The 19,669-nt window shown below is 69.9% G+C and carries 11 protein-coding genes; 5 read left to right on the top strand and 6 right to left on the bottom strand.

Annotated elements, in window-relative coordinates:
* The first annotated feature begins 247 nt into the window (after positions 1 to 247).
* Together FJ309_15230 and FJ309_15235 are read left to right on the top strand one after the other, a co-directional pair.
* Positions 248 to 1,834, top strand: coding sequence for a hypothetical protein (locus FJ309_15230; protein ID MBM3955939.1), 1,587 nt, complete (start codon positions 248 to 250; stop codon positions 1,832 to 1,834).
* Positions 1,835 to 2,075: 241 nt separating this feature from the next.
* Positions 2,076 to 10,667, top strand: coding sequence for a hypothetical protein (locus FJ309_15235; GenBank protein ID MBM3955940.1), 8,592 nt, complete (start codon positions 2,076 to 2,078; stop codon positions 10,665 to 10,667).
* 46 nt (positions 10,668 to 10,713) lie between these two features.
* Here the strand turns inward: FJ309_15235 and FJ309_15240 are convergent, their stop codons facing one another.
* Positions 10,714 to 11,535: a hypothetical protein gene (locus tag FJ309_15240; protein ID MBM3955941.1), complete on the bottom strand. Its 822-nt coding sequence runs from the start codon at positions 11,533 to 11,535 to the stop codon at positions 10,714 to 10,716.
* A gap of 56 nt (positions 11,536 to 11,591) precedes the next feature.
* On the opposite strand from FJ309_15240, the gene ggt reads away from it, so the two are divergent.
* Entirely contained in the window at positions 11,592 to 13,343 is a 1,752-nt protein-coding gene (gene ggt, locus FJ309_15245) for a gamma-glutamyltransferase (protein ID MBM3955942.1), read from the top strand.
* Positions 13,344 to 13,444: 101 nt separating this feature from the next.
* On the opposite strand, the gene FJ309_15250 is transcribed toward ggt, so the two are convergent.
* From FJ309_15250 to FJ309_15270, 5 genes are all read right to left on the bottom strand, one after another.
* Positions 13,445 to 14,182: a DUF3395 domain-containing protein gene (locus FJ309_15250; protein MBM3955943.1), complete on the bottom strand. Its 738-nt coding sequence runs from the start codon at positions 14,180 to 14,182 to the stop codon at positions 13,445 to 13,447.
* Positions 14,183 to 14,405: 223 nt separating this feature from the next.
* Positions 14,406 to 15,161 carry a glucosamine-6-phosphate deaminase gene (locus FJ309_15255; protein MBM3955944.1) on the bottom strand — a complete coding sequence of 252 codons (756 nt, stop codon included), beginning with the start codon at positions 15,159 to 15,161 and terminating at the stop codon, positions 14,406 to 14,408.
* 18 nt (positions 15,162 to 15,179) lie between these two features.
* Complete coding sequence (locus FJ309_15260) at positions 15,180 to 15,626, bottom strand: YbjN domain-containing protein (protein MBM3955945.1); 447 nt, start codon at positions 15,624 to 15,626, stop codon at positions 15,180 to 15,182.
* Complete coding sequence (locus FJ309_15265) at positions 15,616 to 17,010, bottom strand: hypothetical protein (GenBank protein ID MBM3955946.1); 1,395 nt, start codon at positions 17,008 to 17,010, stop codon at positions 15,616 to 15,618. The genes FJ309_15260 and FJ309_15265 overlap by 11 nt, the downstream gene beginning before the upstream one ends.
* 17 nt (positions 17,011 to 17,027) lie before the next feature.
* The gene (locus tag FJ309_15270) at positions 17,028 to 18,482 is read right to left on the bottom strand and encodes an AI-2E family transporter (GenBank protein ID MBM3955947.1); all 1,455 of its coding nucleotides are present in this window, start codon (positions 18,480 to 18,482) and stop codon (positions 17,028 to 17,030) included.
* Positions 18,483 to 18,579: 97 nt separating this feature from the next.
* On the opposite strand from FJ309_15270, the gene FJ309_15275 reads away from it, so the two are divergent.
* Together FJ309_15275 and FJ309_15280 are read left to right on the top strand one after the other, a co-directional pair.
* The gene (locus tag FJ309_15275; protein MBM3955948.1) at positions 18,580 to 18,822 is read left to right on the top strand and encodes a hypothetical protein; all 243 of its coding nucleotides are present in this window, start codon (positions 18,580 to 18,582) and stop codon (positions 18,820 to 18,822) included.
* Positions 18,823 to 18,879: 57 nt separating this feature from the next.
* Positions 18,880 to 19,669: formylglycine-generating enzyme family protein (locus FJ309_15280; GenBank protein MBM3955949.1), on the top strand; the 790-nt coding region annotated here is incomplete at its 3' end.

Raw genomic sequence — 19,669 nt, forward strand, 5'->3', positions numbered from 1 at the left:
CACGTCGACGCTTGGCATGGTCCGTGCCCAGGCCCCGGTAGCCCCACCGGCGACTCCGCCGGTCACGCCACTGCCCGACGTTTCACCGTCGGCTGCCAATCCGCTGCGTAATCCTCCTGGCGGCGGGTCGGCGCCGACGGCTCCGGAAGGCTCGGCCGGTGCGCAAAGCTCGGCCGCGCCACAGAGCTCGGCCGCTCCAGCGGCCCCGGCCACGCCAGGGACGCCGCCGCCGACCACCGCTGCTCCCGTGCCGACGCCGCCCGCCGCGGCCACCGCGCCGCAACCAGAGGCGCCGGCGCCGAACCTTGCCGACCAGTTGCGGCAGCCGCGCCGCCAGTCGCCCACGCGGGCGGGCGGCTTGCGCGGCGAGACCTACTCCGACGTGCCGAGCTTCGTCGGCGACGGCAACGCACCGACTTCGGTGACGTCGAAGATCAGCGTCGGTCGGTTGGCGATCCAGGCGCCGGGCCTGGTGTCAGGGAGGGATGCCCTCGTCGGCCAGCAACCGGCGCAGATCCTCGCCGTTACCGAAGGGCAGTTCAACAGCGTCCAAAACGTACTCGCCGCCGGGTACCCCACGTTCACGCTGCCCGCGCAGAGCCTCGGCACCGTCGCCGGCACTCCGCCGACGCGCCTCGATGCGGGCGCGGCCTCCGGAGGCATCACGCCGGTGCAGTCACCGGGCACCTTCCTGGCGGCGGCCGACAACGCCTTCGCGACCGACCCGGCGATCGGCACGTCGCAGTACGCCTCCCAGAATCCGATCACGCAGTTCGACGCGGCCAGTTCCGGTGCGATCCCGGGAGAGAAGAGCGCCGCCGGCACCGTGCCGGTCCAGGACGCCTTCCTGTACTACAACTACCTCGTCGACTCGACCGTCCTTCTGCCGGGCTACGGTGTGGGATTCATCAAGCTCACCGAGAACATGAGCCCGATCCCGCGCGATCGCGTCTACATCAACTACAGCTACTTCGCCAACGCCAACTTCTTCCCGAACCGCGCCGACGTGAATCGCTGGGTGCCCGGCTACGAGATGACGTTTCTCGACGGCACGACCTCGTGGGAGATCCGCACGCCGTTCGCCGCCACGCTCGCCGCCGACCAGGTGCTGACGCCGACGGCGGGGATCACCCAGTACCGCGACATCGAGTTCGGCAACATGTCGGTGATCTTCAAGACGTTCCTCTGGCAGGCGGAGACCTGGGCGATCACCGGCGGGATCCAGACGATGGTCCCGACCGCCGCCAATTCGAACATCATCGGCACCAACCAGTTCGGCCAGACGCTCCAGCAGATCTTCGTCGCCAACGAGTCGGTCCACGTGATGCCCTTCGTCGCCAGCGTCTGGGCGCCTGACGAGCGCGCCTTCAGCCAGGTCCTGTTTCAGATCGACCGCGACGTCAACGGCAATCCCGCCTACGTCAACAACCTCCAGCAGGTCGGCATCAGCGGCCGCCAACTCGTGTATGCGGGGCGCGTGTTCTACCCGACGTTCATGTATCTGAGCTTCTCGACCGGCTATTGGATCTACAAGAACGACCGCGCCCGGTTCACCGGCTTCTCGCCGATCATGGAGCTGCACATCAACCAGGCGTTCGAGGACTTTCCTCCGGTCGTGTACCAGACCTGGGTGCTCGGACAGAACCCGGGTGTGTTGTCGATCACCAACGCGCTGATCGGTTGCAATTTCGAATGGGGGAAGCGGTCGACACTGACGTTCGCCTACTGCACGCCCCTGTCGGCCGGGCTCGACCGCTACTTCGACGGCGAGTTCCGCGTGCTCTACAACCTCCGCTTCGGCCGGCAGAACCGGCTGACCAGGGCGCAGTTCTGACGACGGCGACCTTCCCACGATTTCCCTAACGTGGGGGGATGCGGTCGTGGGTGTCGGCACCCGCGGCCGCACAGGCATGCCGGTTGCTTGACCGAGGCGGAGCCTGAGGATATCCCTCCACCAGGGGTTTGGCGGTCGGGCTGCGCACGTTCCTGTCGGTCGCTGGTCCGCTGAACGTCATCGGGCCCATGGCCGGGCACGTGGGTTTCGAGGCGGCCGGTTCCCGCCAGGAGATCGACGCATGAAGCGGCGCCTCGTCGGATTTCCCACGCGTGTGCTACGGCGGGCTGTCGCCGCAGCCGCGGCGCGGCGGCATGGTTGCTGTTCCAAGCCCACTGGCCGTCGCACTGCCAGGTTGGGGACGGAGCTGCTCGAGGAGCGTCGCGTCCTCGCGCCCCTGGTGACGGCCACGCTCGTCGGCACGACGCTCGACATCCGCATCGACTCCGCCGACACGCCCGTAGTATTGGCCTACGACGTCGCCAACGACAGTTACAAAGTCGAGTCGCCTGGCCTCAACGGGGCGGTGTCGTTCGCCAACGCCGCCGTCACCACGGTCACGGTGACCGGGACGGCCGACGCCGGTCAGGAGTTCGCTCTCGGCGGCTCGAGTCTGCCCGACGGTACCGGGCTGTTCGACGGCCTGTTGGTCGATGGCACGGTCGAGACGACGACGCTGTTCGGCGCGATCCGCACAGGCGGTGGGGTGACGGTCGACTCGTCGACGATCACGCTGTCTTCCACCGTCGAGACGATCACGGCCAACCAGAGCTACGGTGGACAGGTGACGCTCGCCGGTGACGTCGTGCTGACGGGCGGGCGCGTCACGTTCGGGGCCGGCGTCGCCGGCCAGGGGTATGGATTGGTCCTCGATTTCACCGACACGACGACGATCGACGGCGCCACCTTCTCGGGCATCGGAGATTTCGCCAGTGGCGGCGGCGGCACGACGGTCCTCGCCGGGACACTGGCGACGACGGGGAAGCAGGTCTTCGCCGACGATGTGGAACTCCACCCCTCCGCCGGCCTCGTCACGCTCTCCGCGGTTGCCGGCACCGGACCCGGTGGAACGACGCAGTTTGCCGACATCACTTTCTTGGGCACGGTCACCGGCTCTGGAGGGTTGCGGATCGTGACCGACGGGATCACGTCGTTCTCCGCTCCGGTGACCCTCGGGCACTTCTCCACCGATGATTCCGGCACGACGCGGCTCACCACGCAGTCGTTCATGACCACTGGTGCCCAGGAGTTCTACGAGAACCTCGAGGTGGCAGCCGACACGACGTTGGTGGCCGACTCGATCAGACTGGCGTCGGTCGTCGGTCTGGGCAACCGTCTGTCGCTGGCAGTCACGCAGCCGATCGCGCTCGATGCGTCGATGTTCTCCGGAATGCGGGCCCTGTCGGTGACGGGGCCGGTCGGACTCGGGGGAGCGTTTTCGGCGATCGAGTCGCTGTCGTTTTCTTCGCCGCTGGCGCTCAGTCGCCTCACGGCCGACACGATCCTCACGGCGCCGTCGATCTCACTGGTGGGTGAGCTCCAGGCGAGCAACACGCTGCTGTCGTGCCGGGGGGAGACATCGATTACCGGATTCGCCTACGGATTGTCGTTGTTGCAAGTCACCGGTTCGAGCGTGCTGGCAGGGTCGTTCTCCGCGGCCGAGCACCTCTACTCCGGCGTCGTCAGGCTTGGCGGTCGGACGCAGTTCGGCGGCGGAAGTGCCCTGTTCGGGCAGGGTATCGACGGATTCGGCAACCATCTCACGGTCGCCCTCGCGACAGCGGTAGTCGTCGACAACGGTGTCTTTCGGGGTGTCGGCGATTTCGACACGGCCGGGTTCACGACGGCCTTACTCGGCTCGTTCACCACCGCGGGGTTTCAGTCGTACGGCGGCCCGGTGGCGATGAGCGGCGCGGTCGCCTTGGCTGCGAGCCACGTCGAGTTCCATGGCCCGGTCACCGGTCCCGAAGCGCTCGCGATCAAGACTTCCGGTGCCGTCGGGCAGACGTTCGGCACCGAGATCCACAACGCCGTTTCGGTCGGCAGCCTCGAGATCACCGGTAGCACACCGACGGCAATCTTCCTCGGGGGTGCGGTCGAGACGATCGGGACCCACCGCTATGCCGGTGATCTGGTGACTTATCCCTCCGTGACCACGCTGGTCGGGAGCGAGGTGACCGTCACCGGCATCGTCGACGGCCGGGGCACCATTCTCGCGGTTGCCGGGAATGCCGTGTTCGGCGACCGGGCCTTCAACCTCTCCCGCCTCGAGGTTTCCGGGACGACATCGCTGGCGGGAGACGTCACGACGACATTTGACCAAGTGTACGGAGGCAAGGTCACGCTCACTGCCGACAGCGTGCTCACCGGAACGATGGGAACCTTTCCTGCCGGTGTCGATGCGAGTGGGCACGCGCTCGGCTTGATGTTCAGTGAGCCGATGGTCCTCGACCCCAAGGTCTTCTCGCAGGTCGGTTTCCTCACGGTGGGCGGGGGCGGCACGACCACCCTCGTCACCGACATCGGTACGACCGCGGGCCAGTACTACCTGGACGAATTGCTGCTCCAGGCCGACATCTCGCTGTTCGCCGGGTCCGAAGGGATAACGTTCGCGGGACCAGTCCGCTCGACGGGGCAGGATCTGCGCACCGTGACCGTGGGCGACACGTCGTTCGGCGACGAGGTCGTCGTCCGGTCGCTGGATGTCGCGGTCGGGCGGGCGGTGATCGGTGTTCCGGCGGCGAAGGGGAGCGTTACGATCGACTCCGCGCAATCCCAGTCGTTCGCCGGGGACGTTCTGGTGATCAAGCCGGCGGTCCTCACCGCTGGTGGAGGGTTTTTCCTTGGCAGCGCGGTGACCGGCCCGTCCAGCCTGTCGCTCCGCTCCGATCAGACGACGACGTTCGGCGGGCCGGTAAGCCTCGGCAGTCTCCACACCGACGCTGGCGGTTCGACGATCCTCGAAACCGGCTCGGTGACGACGACTGATCCCGCCTCGATGGAATTCGGCGATGCGGTGATCCTCACGCAGGACACGGTGTTCGACGCCGGCCCCGGGACGCTGTCGTTCCTGTCGACGGTCGACGGGCCGTTCGCACTGACCGCGAAGTCATCGAATGTGACGAAGTTTGCCGGAGTTGTCGGCAGCCGGGAAAAGCTGGCGAGCCTCACGACCGACGCCGGCGGCACGGTGACCCTCGGCGACGTGGCGACGACCAACGCGCAGTTGTTCCAAGACGACGGCGTGTCACTCGCCGGTACCTACACCACGACCGACGGCGTGTTTTCGGTCGCCAAGGCGGCGACGCTCGCGGCGGCGACGAGTGTCTCCACGGGGAGCGGGGCGATCACGTTTGGCGGCACGGTCGACGGCGCGTTTTCACTCGTCGCCAACTCGGTTGGCGCGACGACGTTCGTCGGCGCCGTCGGCAGCAAGGAGAAGCTCACGAGCCTCACGACCGACGCTGGCGGCACCGCGAGCCTGCGGAGCGTCGCGACGACCGGCGCGCAGCTTTATCAAGACGACACCGTCACGCTCGACGGCTCGATGACGACGGCCGACGCGGCATTCACGGTCGCGAAGGCAGCGCTGCTCGCGGCGGCGACGAGTGTGTCCACTGGCAGTGCCGGGATCTCGTTTGGCGGCACGGTCGACGGTGGATTCACGCTGGTCGCCAACTCGTCTGGCGTGACGACGTTTGCCGGCTCCGTCGGCAACAAGGAGAAGGTGGCGAGTGTCACAACCGACGCCGGCGGCACGGTTAGCCTCGGCGACGTAGCGACGACCGGTGCGCAGCTTTACCAGGACGCCAGCGTGTCGCTCGCGGGCGCGTATTCGACGACCGACGCGGTGTTCTCGGTCACCAAGGCAGCGCAGCTCGCGGGGGCGACGAGTGTCTCCACGGGGAGCGGCGCGATCGCGTTCGGCGGCACGGTAGACGGCGGATTCGCGCTGGTCGCCAACTCGTCTGGCGCGACGACGTTTGCCGGCGCCGTCGGCAGCAAGGAGAAGCTCACGAGCCTCACGACCGACGCCGGCGGCACGGCGAGCCTGCGGAGCGTCGCGACGACCGGCGCACAGCTTTACGAAGATGATTCCGTCACGCTCGCCGGCTCGCTGACGACGGCCGACGCGGCGTTTACGGTCGCGAAGGCAGCGCTGCTCGCGGCGGCGACGAGTGTGTCCACTGGCAGTGCCGGGATCTCTTTCGGCGGTACCCTCGACGGCGGATTCGCACTGGTCGCCAACTCGACCGGCGCGACGACGTTTGCCGGCGCCGTCGGCAGCAAGGAGAAGCTCGCGAGCCTCACGACCGACGCCGGCGGCACGACAGCGTTGCCGGTATCGGTCGCCACCACGGTGGGCCAGACTTACGGCGACGAGGTGCTGCTCACCGCGAACGCCGCTCTCGCGTCGGGAAGCGGCGGCGTGTCGTTCAAGAACATCGTGCGTGGCACCGACCAAAGCCTGCGGATCACGACCACGGGCGACACGTCGGTCGCGGCTGCCGTCGTCTTCAAATCGCTCGACGTCGCCGGCGGCAGGACCGTCCTTGGAGCCGTGGGAGACGACCGGACGATCACGATCGACTCCTCCGCAAGCCAGACGTTTGCCGGCACGGTCGTGGTCAATCGCGCGGCGATCCTCACCGCCGGCACCGGGTTCGTGTTCGGTGGCGCAGTCACCGGACCCGGTCGACTCGATCTCCGCACTTCCGACACGACGCTGTTGCGTGGGCCGGTCACCCTCGGCAGCCTCCATACCGACGCCGGCGGATCGACCCTGCTCGAGACGGCCGTGGTCACGACCACGCTGAATGACGCGCTCGACTTCGGCGACCCTGTCGTCCTCACCCGCGACACGACGATCGACGCCGGCCCCGGTGACTTGATCTTCCGCTCGACCGTCGACGGCCCGCATGCTCTCGTCGCCCGGTCGCGGCAGACGACGCGATTCGTCGGGCCGGTCGGCGCGAAGGTGGCGCTCGTGTCCCTCGAGACCGATGCTGCCGGCACCACCGCGATCGACGGCGGCAGTGTGGCGACGGTGAAGGGGCAGTTCTACCGCGATGCCCTCGCGCTCGGCGCGGCGACGGTCCTGTCGGCCGCCGAGGCCGGGGTGACGTGTGCGGCAACGGTGACCGGGGCGGCTTCGCTCGCGATCAACGCCGCGGGGACGACATCGTTCGCGAAGGCCGTCACGGTCGGAAGCCTCGCGACCGACGCGGCCGGTACGACCGAGATCCGCGGCGGCACGATCACCACCACGCTTCCCGCCGGCCAGCTGTACCGCGATGCTGTGGTCCTCGGCACGCCGACGACGGTCGCGGCCGGCGCCGGCGCGATCGCGTTTCTCGGCACGGTGACCGGCAAGGTGGGCCTGCGGGCCACGACCACCGGGTCCACGAGCTTCGCCGGCCCGGTCTCGGTCGCGAACCTCGAGACCGACGCCGGTGGCACGGTCACGCTCGCCAACGTGACGACGACCGGGTTTCAAAAGTACCACGACGATGTCGTCACGCTCCGGGGGAACCAGGCCACCGGTGGCGGGGCGTTCGCGATCGATCGGGCGACGAAACTCGCCGGCGCCACGACCGTCTCTGCCGGCGCCGGCCCGATCACGTTTGCCGGCCCGGTCGACGGGGCCTTCGCGCTCACGGCGAAGTCGGCCGGAACCACGCTCTTCGGCGCCGCGGTCGGGGGCGTCGCACCGCTGGCGGCACTCGTGACCGATGCCGGGGGGACCACGCGGATCGCCGCCCCGTCCATCAAGGTGGGTGCGGGAGGGATCGTATTGGCCGATCCGGTCCAGGTCGCGGTGAAGACGTCGCTCGATGCCGTCGGCGGCGGGATCCGGTTCGGTGCGGCGCTCGACGGCCGGTTTCCCGTGACCGTCGCGGCCGATCGGGCGATCACGTTCGACGCCCCGGTCGGTGCCGTGGCGCCGCTCGCCGGGCTGACGCTGTCGCGCGGCCAGTCGGTCTCGGCATCGGCGCCCGTGCGGTTGGTCGGCACGCCCGCTCAGGCCGATGGCCTCGTCGTCGGCAAGGGCGTGCCGAACGTCGTGCTGACGGTGCCGGGCAACTCGGTCAGCGGCTTTGGCAGCGCAGGTGTCAAGTTCCTCGGCGGGTCGGTCGGCTCGACGCTCGACGGCTTCACGGTCAGTGGCAACGGCACCGGGATCCGCGTCGCGAGCGGCGACTACTCGGGCTCGGCCATCCAGGGCTCGCGGATCGTGGCCAACAAGGGGAGCGGGATCGTCCTCGACGCCAGTGGAGGTGCTCTCCAGGGGCTCCGGATCGGCGGCGCGCAGCCATTCGGAACTGCCGGCACAACGCCGACCGGCAACCGGATCGCCGGCAACGCCCGCCACGGGATCGAGAACACGGCCGGCACGCTCACCGGGACGACGATCGTGTCCAATTCGATCGTCGGCAACGGCACCGGCGCGTTCGGCAGCGGTTTGTCGATCGCTGGCAACGGCGTGGTCGTCGGCTGGAACGGCGCTGCCGATTCGCCGGCCCGCCCCAACGTGATCGCCGGAAATGCCGCCCATGGCATCGCCATGTCCGGGGCGAGCGTGGCGCTGTCCAACACGATCCACTCCAACGGCGGCGAACCGGGGAAGGGGATCCAGTTGACCGGCGCGGCGGCAGCCGCATCGGCGGCCCCCGCGATCGCCCGGATCGTCCGCGACAACGCCGCCGCCGTCGTTCGCATCCAGGTCGCGATGACGCCCGCCGCCGCAGGGCACCTGGTGCAACTGTATTCAAGCGCCGTCGCCGACGTGTACGGCTTCCCGGTCGACGTGGCCGCGTTCGAGGGGCGGTCGCTGCTGGCAAGCGCCAAGGCCGGCGCCGACGGGCGGGTGACGTTCGAGCTTCCGTCGGCGACCGTGCCGGTCGGCATGTGGCTGACGGCGACGGCGACGCGGCTCGACGACGCCGGGGCGGCGCTCGGCACGTCGGCGTTCTCCCGCGGCGTGATGGCCACCGCGGCGCCGGTGCTCGCGGTTGGCGGCGACGGGCCGACGTCGACCTGGGACCGTGAGGTGGCCTACACGGTCGGAGACAAGGGCACGCTCGTCGCCGCGCCGCTCACGGCCGGCATGGTCGCGTCGCTGACGTCGCGCCAGGGGGGCAAGCTGCAGCTCGCCGGTGTGCCGGTCGTCCTCACGCCGGAGTCTGACAAGCCAGCCGTCATCCGCACGGTGAAGGACATCGTCGCCAAGGGAGACGGCGTCGAGATCACGCTCGTTCCGGGCGACACGCTCGAGCAACGGGCGCGCGGCACGCTGGTCGTGGCGGCGGTGTCGTTGCCGGCGGCCCGGCTCGTCGATGCCTCGCTCCTGCGCGACTCAGACTCCGCGCCGGTCGGCAGCGGCGCGGTCGTGGGCGAGTGGTTCGGCTCCCGGTTGGCGGCGGCGTATGACCGCGCCCGGATCGCCGGTGAGACCTCGGCGACCGCCGCCGAGATCCATGCCTTCGTGAACCGGTTCCAGGGCGGGGTGCGCGTCGCAGCCGCCGACCTCGATGCCGATGGCTATACCGACATCGTGATCGCCCCGGGCGCCGTCCCCGGGCAGCTCGTCGACCCGGCGACGCAGCAGGCCGACGGCACGGGCCGTCCGCTCGCCACGGTCTTCGGCGCGACCGCCCGCACGATCCTCCTGGTCAATGGCAGGCCTGGCGGCGGTGCCTGGTCGACCGTCGCGCTCGACATGTCGTCGCTGCTCGATGCCGCGCCGGGCTATGCCGGTGGCTTTTCCGTCGCCGTCGGCGACATCCTCCCCGAGGGTTTGCCGGCCAGCCACGCGGGGCTGCCCGAGCTGGTCGTCGCCACCACCGGACTGGTCGATCCGGCGACGCGCCGCGGTGCCGACCGGGCGTGGGTCTTCGATCTGTCGGTCGCCCACTCGGGCGCACGGCCGACGGTCGACCGTGCCGAGCCCGCCGCCGACGGCACGCGGGCGCCGCGTGCGGTGCGGGAGCTGACCCTGCCTGGCGGCTCGGTCACCGGCGTGACCGTCGGGGCGTTTGCCACCGACATCGGTCAAGCGGCCGCTCCGCAGGGGACGATCGTCGTCGCCACGACGACTGCCAGGCCGAGCCAACTGACCACGTCGAGCGGTGTCCGGGCGATGGACACGGCCCAGCTCACGCTGTTCGGGCCGGCCGCCCGCGGCCTGCCTCCGCTCGCGACGCTGCCGATCGTGAGCCCGATCGAGTCGGGCCCGGCGCGCACGCTGCAAAACGCGTTCATCTTCGGGGCGTCGCTGGCCGCCGGTGACGTCGACGGCGACCTGAAGACCGATCTCGTGCTCGGGGCATCGCGCGGCGGTCAGGGGGCGTTTCGCGTCATCGACAACGCCGTCGTCCGGGCGCTTGTGGCCGGCGGTGCCGCCCCGACCGCCGCCGCCCTGGGAGCGATCGCCGAGGCACTGTCGAAGGGCGCGCAGAAGTTCGGCATCGCCGGTCCCCACGGGGGCCGGCCGACGGACAATGGCGGCGACTGGCAACCCAAGCCGGGCACTGATTTCTTCCTCGGCAAGTCGGTCCCGTTGCCGACCGGCGCCGGGTTCAACGCGCCGCTGTCGGTGGCCGTCGTCGAGCGGAGCGGCCGGAAGTTCACGGCCGAGGTGTTCGCCGCTCTCGGTGCGTCGAACCAGGCAGCCGAGCAGATTCGCTGCTACGAGTGGCAGGCGTCGGGCTCATGGCGTGCCGGCGACGCACTCCGCGTCGCCGATCCGGCGGCGGGAGTCGTGGCCGACCCCGACAGCCCGAATTTCGGCCCCGAGTATCTCCGCGCCGGCCGCGGTCTCCGCCTCGGCTGAGATCGCGCGCGTCGTCGCCTGACGTGGAACATGCCGCGAACGCCCGTCAGGCGCTTGGCCACAGCAGCCGCCCGACGAGTGCCAGCACGACCGCGATGAAGACCACGCGGATGAACGGCGCCCCGTGGCGGATCGCCAGCGTCGCGCCGAGCCGGCCGCCGATCAACTGGCCGACGATCATCACCGCCGCGGCGGCAGGATCGACCGCACCCTGGGAGAGAAACACCGCCAGGGCCGCGACGTTGCTCGTGAGATTGACGACCTTCGTCGCCGCCGTCGCCCGCGGGAGCGGCAGCGCCCGCCCCTCGACCCACGCCGCCGTCCAAAACGCGCCGGTCCCCGGGCCGAAGAATCCGTCGTAGAACCCGAGCACCGATCCGGCGAGTCCGGCGAACGGCCAGACACCGAGGCGCGGCGGCCCGCTCGCTTCGCCGAGGCGCGGGCGGAGCATGATCCATGCGACCACGCCGAGGAGCAGCCAGGGGACGACACGTGTGAGCACGTCGTTGTCGACCAGGAGCACGGCCGCGGTGCCGAGCGCGGCGGCGAGAGCCGTCACGAGCACGGCCGGCCGGAGGTCGCGCCAGTCGATCAGCCCGGCACCGTGGTACTTGGTCACGGCCATCGTGGTGCCGACGGCGCTTTGGAGCTTGTTGGTGCCAAGCGCCAGGTGGCCGGGAAGGCCGGCGTAGAACAGCGCGGGGAGCGAGATCAGCCCACCCCCACCGGCGATGGCGTCGATGAACCCGGCAGCGAATCCCGCCAGCGCGAGGCCGATGAGCGTGAGGGGTTGCATGCGCGCTGAAACGGAGGGGCTTCGGGCTCTGTCGGAATCGTCGCGGGACGGTCGACGGGAGCAGGGGCCCATTGTCCGGGTTCCCGCTGACCATATCCTAAAGCCCAGTTCCCTCGGGGAGTCGGCCGATGCGATCCAACGTGTGCCCCGTCCGTGATCCCCTCGCTCTCGCCGCGGGGCCGACCCGCGTGGCGGTCCTGGTCGCGCTGGCGATCGCGCTGTGCCCGTCTCCCGCCCGCGCGCTCGAGCCTGACCGTGCCACCATCGCCACCGGCCGGCGTGGGATCGTGGCCACCGTCCATCCACTCGCCACACAGGCCGCCCTCGACGCCTTCGCCGCCGGTGGCAATGCGATCGACGCCGCCGTCGCCGCCGGCGTCACGCTCGGTGTCGTCGACGGCTTCAATTCCGGCCTCGGCGGCGGCTGCTTCATCCTCATCCACACCGCTGCGGGAAAGTCGGTCGTCCTCGACGGCCGGGAGACTGCCCCCGCCGCGGCGACGCCCGGCATGTTCATTCGCGATGGCAAGGGAGACACCGCCGCCAGCCAGACCGGCCCGCTGGCAGTGGCCGTGCCTGGGGCGCTCGCGGCCTACGCCGAGGCACAAGCGCGCCATGGCCGCCTGTCGCTCTCCGCCGTCGTCAGTCCGGCGGCACGGATCGCCGCCGATGGCTTTGAGATCGACCCGCACTACGCCAAGCGCCTCGCCACCAAGGCCGACGACCTCGGCCGATTTCCCGGCTCGCGGGCGGTCTTCTTCCATGCCGACGGCACCCCGCTCGCCGCCGGCGATCGGCTCGTCCAGCCCGACCTCGCCGAGAGCTATCGCCGGATCGCGGCCGACGGGCCCGGCTGGTTTTATCGCGGCGGGTTCGCCCGCGCCGTCGGCGAGTGGATGGCGGCCCACGGTGGCATCCTCACGGCCGACGATTTCGCCGCCTACCGCGTCGTCGAGCGCGAGCCGCTGCGCACCCCGTACCGCGGTCGCACGATCCTCGGCGTGCCGCCGCCGAGCTCGGGGGGCATCCATGTGGCGCAGATCCTCACGCTGCTTTCGGGCCACGACCTCGCCGCCGCGACCGCACCGGGAGCGCGCGAGCATCTCCTCGCCGAGAGCATGAAGCTGGCGTTTGCCGATCGGGCGTTTTGGCTCGGCGACCCGGTGTTTGCGAAGGTGCCGCGCGGCCTCCTCGACCCGGCGTACCTCGCCGGCCTGGCGGCGCGGGTCGATCCGCAGCGGAGCACCGCGGTGCCAGGTGCCGGCACGCCTCCCGCCGCCGACACCGACATCTTCACCGGCGGCCGGCACACCACCCACTTCTCGGTCGCCGATGCCGAGGGGAATTGGGTCGCCTGCACGGCGACGATCAACACCACGTTCGGATCGAAGGTGATCGTCCCCGGCACCGGGATCGTCCTCAACAACGAGATGGACGACTTCTCGATCCAGCCCGGCGTGCCCAATGCCTTCGGACTGGTCGGTGGCGAGGCCAATGCCGTCGCGCCGGGAAAGCGGCCGCTGTCGAGCATGAGCCCGACGCTCGTCCTCGAACAGGGGCGGCCGATCCTCGCGCTCGGCGGGGCCGGCGGGCCGACGATCATCTCGCAGACGGTGCAGAACGTGGTCCGGATCCTCGACCTCGGCCAGTCACCGGCCGAGGCCATCGCCGGCCCGCGGATCCACCATCAGTGGAAGCCCGATCGCCTCGCCGTCGAGTCGGGGATCCCGGCCGACGTCCGCGCGGCGCTCGCGGCCCGCGGCCACGTCCTCCACGACGACGCCGTGATCGGCGTGTCGCAGATCGTCGCCCGTGCCCCCGACGGCACGTTCATCGGCGCGAGCGACCCCCGCGTGCCAAGCCGCGCTGCGGGGTGGTGACGCCCGCGCCCGCGGGAAATGCCGAGGGTTTCCCAGGTCGCCGTCAGCCGCATCCGGCAGCCCATCCGTCGCACACGGCCGACTTCAACACTCCTCCCCGCTCACTTCGCCGGCGTTTGCTTCCCCGGCTCGGTGATCACCAGCGTGCCCCCTTCGTAGGTCCGCTTCACCAGTTCGACGTCGCCGATCGTGTATTCGACGCGGAGCTGCTTGAACGAGCCAACCGCCGGGTCGCCGAGGAGGTCGTTGTCGACCTTCACCTCGAGCCGGCCGTCGCGGAGCCGGGCCTTGACCAGATCAGTGACGTCGGAGGTCATTCCCTGCGCGTGGTCGCCGTAGGTCGCCTTCTTCACCGTCAGTGCCCCGGCGAGCTTTGGCACCGGGATCAGCAGCGTCTCCCCTTCGGCGACGACGAGCGTGCCGGGCGTACCGCTGAGTGAGTAGCGGACGGCGAGCGTCTTCCCCTCGCCGCTGGCCGGATCGCCGAACGGGTCGTTGCCCACTTCGAGCCGCAGCCGGCCGTCTTTGACCAGCCGGCAGACGGCGTCGGTGACGGTGATCGTCTTCCCCGCCACCGGCTTGCCATCGTCATACACGCCATACGTCGCCGCCTCGACCACCAGCCCCCCGGCCGGCGCCTGCCCCCGCGCGGGCACCATCCGCGCCAATCCACACGCGACGACCACCGCGATCACCACGGCCACGATCCGCTGCATGATCAACCTCCCAGGACGACACGTGACGAAAGACGCTTCAAGTGATGATCGGAATCCCGGCACCCGCAACCCACCGCGACCTGAGCCTATTCCATGGCGCGTTGAGGTGAAACGAAACACCATGAAGCAAAAACTGGTTCGTCCGGCATTTCCGTGGGTCACTGCGGCGGGCGCAGCCTCCGCTCGGGCTCTGCAGAGGGGGACGCCCCCCGCGCCTTTGCCCTCGCATCGGCCCGTCGCAACTGTGTGCGGGTCGATGCGAGGGCAGAGGTGGAGGGGCGTCCCCTCTGCAGAGCCCGAGCCGAGGCTGCTGTGGTGTGACCTCGCCCCCGCGCAGCCGTGCCCCTCACCCCCGCGCGGTCAGCCTCCCCGCCGCCGCCGTGTCCAAATGCATACTCACCGGGTTGACCGCCTCGCGGAGGATCGACGCCGGGCACTCGGGGCTCACCGGCCCCTCGAGCGCGTCTTTCACCGCCGTCGCCTTCCGCGCGTCGGGCACCGAGCAGACGATCCGCCGCGACGCCATGATCCTCCGCACGCTCATCGAGATCGCGTGCGTCGGCACGCTGGCCAGGTCTCGAAACCATCCCTCCCCCACCTGCTGCCGCCGGCAGGCTTCGTCGAGGGCGACGACCAGATATGGTTCGGTCGTCGTGAAATCGGCCGGGGGGTCGTTGAACGCGAGGTGGCCGTTCTCGCCGATCCCGATCAGCGCCAGGTCAAACGCCCCCTCCGGCACGAGGCCCGCCAGCCGCCGGCATTCGCCAGCCGGATCGGTCTGGGCATCGATCGCGTGAAACGCCGCCAGGGGCGTCGGCAGCCGATCGACGAAGCGCTCGCGCAGATACCTGCGGAAGCTCGCCGGATGGTCGGCCGACAGGCCGGCGTATTCGTCGAGGTGAAACGCCGTCACCCGGCTCCAGTCGATCCCCGGCGCCGCGACGAGCGCTGCCAGCGTGGCGAATTGGCTCGCCCCCGTGGCGACCACGAGCGTCGCCTGTCCCTTGGCGGCCAGCACGCGGCGCAGCTCGTCGGCCGCCTCGCCGCCGGCGGCACGGCCGAGGGCCTCGGGATCGGCGTAGACAATCACCTGCACCTGCATCGCGCGGTTCTCCGGGGTTCAATACTGGTCGCCGCCAAACTGGGCCTCGTAGCGGTCGGCGGCGTTGGCGACGGCGTAGGCATGGACGCGCAGTTCCTCGGCGTCGAGCGTCTCGAGCATCAGGTCGCACGACACCATCACGATCATCCCCTTGGGTGTCGAGACCAGGCCATAGCGGGCGAAGCGGAGCGATTCGTTTTCATGGAGCAGGCGCAGCGCCTCGCCGCGCGACAGCCGCTTGAACCACCGAGTGGCGATGAACCGGGCGGGCGACTGGATCGAGATCATCGCCTTCCCCCCGGGCCCGAGCGCGAACACGCGCACCAGCACCCGCTGCGAGCGGTAGCCGCCGGTCTCGAAGTCCATCACGAACGCCTGTTCCTTCTCGTCGATCCAGCCGCGCAGCGCCGCCAGCGCCGCGATGCTCTCCACCTGCCGCAGCAGGGCGGGCGTGTCATCGGCCATCGGACACCTGCTCCGTCTTGCGAAGGTCGCGTTCGAACTGGGCCGCGACATGGTCGCAGGCTTCGGGGACCACGCCGAGGATCGCGGCCAGCTTCCGCATCCGCTCCATCTCCCCGTCCGACACCTTGCCGTCGGCCTTGGCCACGTCGTACAGGCCGTACAGCACGCGGTGGAGCTCGAGCCCGCTGAACTTCCGCCGTCGGCCGAGAAACGCCGTCGAGAATTGCTCCCAGCAGCCGGCGTCGTCGGCCGCGGCGGAGGCCACGGTGGCCGTGAGGTCGGTGCCCGGCGGGGCGACGGTCTCGAGCCGGCGCCACTCGCGCGGGCTGACATACCCATCGGCGAGGGCCACCACGAGGCCCCCCCAGAAAAACAGGCCCCGCAGCAGCGGGTCGTCGAGCGTGCCGCCGCCGCCCCCCGGCTCCATCATCGCCAGCATCCCGTCGATCGCGGTGTTGGCCGCGTCGAGCGCCGCGCCATCGCCGGCGGCGCGGGCCTCGGAGAAGAGCAGCATCGCCCGCATCCGCAGCGGCGGAAACGGGTGGGAGATATGGTCGAACCCGCGGTCCCCCTCGCTGATCACCTCCTCGACCAGCCGCTGCCACTGCGCCGCGAACCGCTCCGGCGACGCCACCACCGCGTCCGACACGATCCCCGACGCCACCTTGAACAGCGCCCGGGCGGCCGACGTGAGCGATCCGCACACCGCCAGCCCCATCCGGTCGGCCGTGATTTCCGCCGCCCGCTGCCAGCTCCGCACGCGCCCCGCGTCGGCGGTGGGGAGGAGCGGATCGACGGCGAGGTTTCCGGCGAGGACGTCGATATGGCCGAACAGCGCGTGGCCAAACTCATGGCCGAGCACGTACTTCAGCTCGCCGGCATCGAGGTGGTTGACCGCCGCGCTCGACAGCGCGATGAACGTGCCCGACCGCCCCGGCGTGATGAACGCATTCATGTCGCCGGAGTTGTAGACGAAGCAGTCGATCCGCTGGATGTCGGGAAACTCTCGCCGCACCCCGTCGATCGCCTCGGCGAGGTGCGGCAGCACGGTCGGATCGACCATCACCGCGCCGGCGAGCATCCCCGTGCGGCTGGTCTGCCGGGCGATCTCGTAGGCGGGGCTTTCGAGGCGCCGCTTGACCGCGTCGCTGGCGAGAATCTCGGTTAGCAGCCGGGCATCGGCGGGGTAGCGCCAGCGCCCGTGGTCGAGCGACCGCGCCGCGGCAGCAGTGGCGGGAGCGACTGCCGGATCTGAATCGCCGCCCGAAGCGTCGGCGGGGCGAGCGGCCGCGTCGATCGGGCTGCCGGCCGGTGCCGGCGCTGGCTCGGTGGCCGAATCGGGAGCGCTCGTCTCTCGGGGGTGAGTCGCGTCGCGCGGGTCCATGCTGCGAAGTCTCCGCTCTATTCGTCGCTGAGCAGCACCGCCCAGGGGGCGCCGCCGCCGACGTGCTGGAGGACGATTTTCACCGCGGCCATCATCGGGTAGGCGAGGATCAGCCCGAGCACGCCCCACACCCAGCCCCAGTAGGCGAGCCAGAGAAACATCAGCACCGGATCGAGGTTCAGCTCGCGCCCCGACAGCCGGACCTCGATGAAGTCGATCCACACCAGCCGGTTGACCAGCAGCAACACTGCCAGCAGCCCCGCCATCCAGGGGTTTGCGAAGTCGAAAAACGCCAGCACGATCGGCGGGATGATCGTGACGGCGCTGCCGATATACGTGATGTAGTTGCTCGCGAAAAACAGGAACGCCCACAACAGCCAGTGGTCGAGCCCCATCAGAAACATGATCGCCCCCGCCGTCGCCCCCATCCCCAGGCCGACGAGCGTCTTGACCGCCATGAAGGCCTCGATCGAATCGGTGATCCCCGCGCCGATCTGGAGGATCCGCTCCCCCTGGTCGCCGGGAAACGCCCGGCGGATCTTCGCCGGCAGCTTCCGCCCACCGAGGAACAGGAACACGAGGTACACAAGCACGAGGATGAAGAGCTCCGCCACGTCGAGGCTGTGGCGAAAGACATAGTCCACCGCCGCCTGCGACGTGACACGGAAAAAGTCGCTCGGGTCGCCGGTCCCGCGCGGCCCTTTCGCCGCGCCGCCAACGGGCGCATGGCTCTCGTCTGGCACCGCGCCCACGTCGGGCTCTTGACCGAGGTCGCTGACCGGTACGTCTGCCGAACCGGGCTGAGCCGCTGCCTGGGCGGCAGGCGCCGCCGCGGGCGCGGAGTCGGCCTCCTCGATCACCGGTTCGGCGTCGTCTTCCTTCCGCGGTGCAAACACGTTCCACGAGCGGAGCGTGCTGCTGGTCGTGTCGATCACGCGCATGATCCGGGCTTCGTAGCGCGGCCATTTCGCCAAAAACACGCCCGCCTCGCGGTGGACGAGCTGGCCAAAGAGGATCGTGAGGATCACCGCCACCGGGAGGAGGCTGGCATACGCGGTGGCGGGGGTGAGGCCCAACCGCGTGAGGAGCCGCGCGAAAAACTGCGTGGCGTAGTAGAGGAAGACGGCGATCAAAAACGGCCGCAGCACCGGGCCCAGATAGGTAAAAGCCGCTGCAAACGCGATCACGGCCAACACCACCAGCGACACCGTCGCCGCGTCGCGCCGCGGATCGGGGGCCGACGCATCTTTGTCGCGCGTGGTATCGCTGGTGCTTGTCATCGGTGGATGTGGGCAGGGCTCGATCCGGCTCAATGCCGCTCGTGGCATCGATGCGACCCGTCGAATGTCGCATCCGGCCGGCGGGCCGTCCAATCGCCCCGGTGCCGGCCGCACGCGGGGCGGCGCGATCCTCTGCTCCCCGCCGCCGCCGCGATCTCGTGTGGCTCTCTCTGCAGCTACACTCGGCGGCATGGCCACATCCGACTCCCATCCCGATCCGACGCCCTCTGGCCGGTGGCCGGCGCCTGGCGTGTGGGTTCATGCGTATGAGGAGGACGGACCGGAGGGGATGGTGTTTCGCCCGTCGGGGCAATCGTTTGCACTGTCGCGCCGGCCGCGGCGGCGGATCGAGATCATCTCTAAAGCCGCGGCAAGCGTCGCCGACGGTGGGCCGGACGATCGGCTCGTGGCGTCACCGGCAGCGTGCATCGAGCGCGACGGCGTGCCCTGCATCCGCTGCGCCGACGGGTCGCTCCTGCGGATCGTCTCTGCGACGGCCGATATGCTTGTCGTCGCCCCTGAGCCAGCCTGATTCTGCGGGCCCCCGGGGTGGGTTAGAATCCCTCCCGAAATTGCCGGGGGGCAGCCGATGGCCGGTTCGATGCCACATCCGATACTCGCGACCGCGCCAGCCGCGCGGCGATCCGCGCCCACGGTCTGGGATGGCCTCGCGGACAAAGACGACATTCGCTGGCCGCTGCCCAATGGCGCGGAGCCGATGCGCTTTCGGCCGATCCCTGCGGGGGAGTTCGTAATGGGGTCGCGCGGGGAGAATCCCAACGAGGAGCCGCGGCATCGGGTCGTCATTCCGAGTGAATACCGGCTGGGAAAGTTTGTCGTCACGCAGGCCGAGTGGGCGGCTGTGGTCGAGGCATGCAACCCGATGGTTAAGGGCAAGCTGCCCGACCCGCGGCCGAGCAGATTTCGAGGGGATCGGCGGCCGGTGGAACAGGTGTCGTGGGATGACTGCGTCGCGTGGTGCAGAGCCTGGCAAGCGTATCTCGAGCGCGAGCGGCCCGCAGCGTGGGAACCAGGATGGCGCGTCGGGCTGCCCTCGGAAGCGCAGTGGGAATATGCCTGCCGCGCCGGGTCAGAGACGGACTACTGGAATGGCGACGGCGAGGCGGCGCTTCGCGAAGTGGGGTGGTTTGGTGGCAACTCTGGAGAAGAAACACACGACGTTGATGAGCCGGTCGTCACGGGAGTGCCCGAGCAGCACCCTGCGGGGCTCGTTGGGATGCACGGCAACGTGTGGGAATGGTGCGCGGATGTGTTTGATGCGGGTGCCTACCGGAAGCGCGAGGATCGTTGGCAAGCTATCGAGGAGCGGCCCGAGGCAGAGGCAGAGTTGAAAGAGGACCGCCTTCGCGTGATCCGCG

The organism is Planctomycetota bacterium, from assembly GCA_016872555.1.
Lineage (GTDB): Bacteria > Planctomycetota > Planctomycetia > Pirellulales > UBA1268 > F1-20-MAGs016.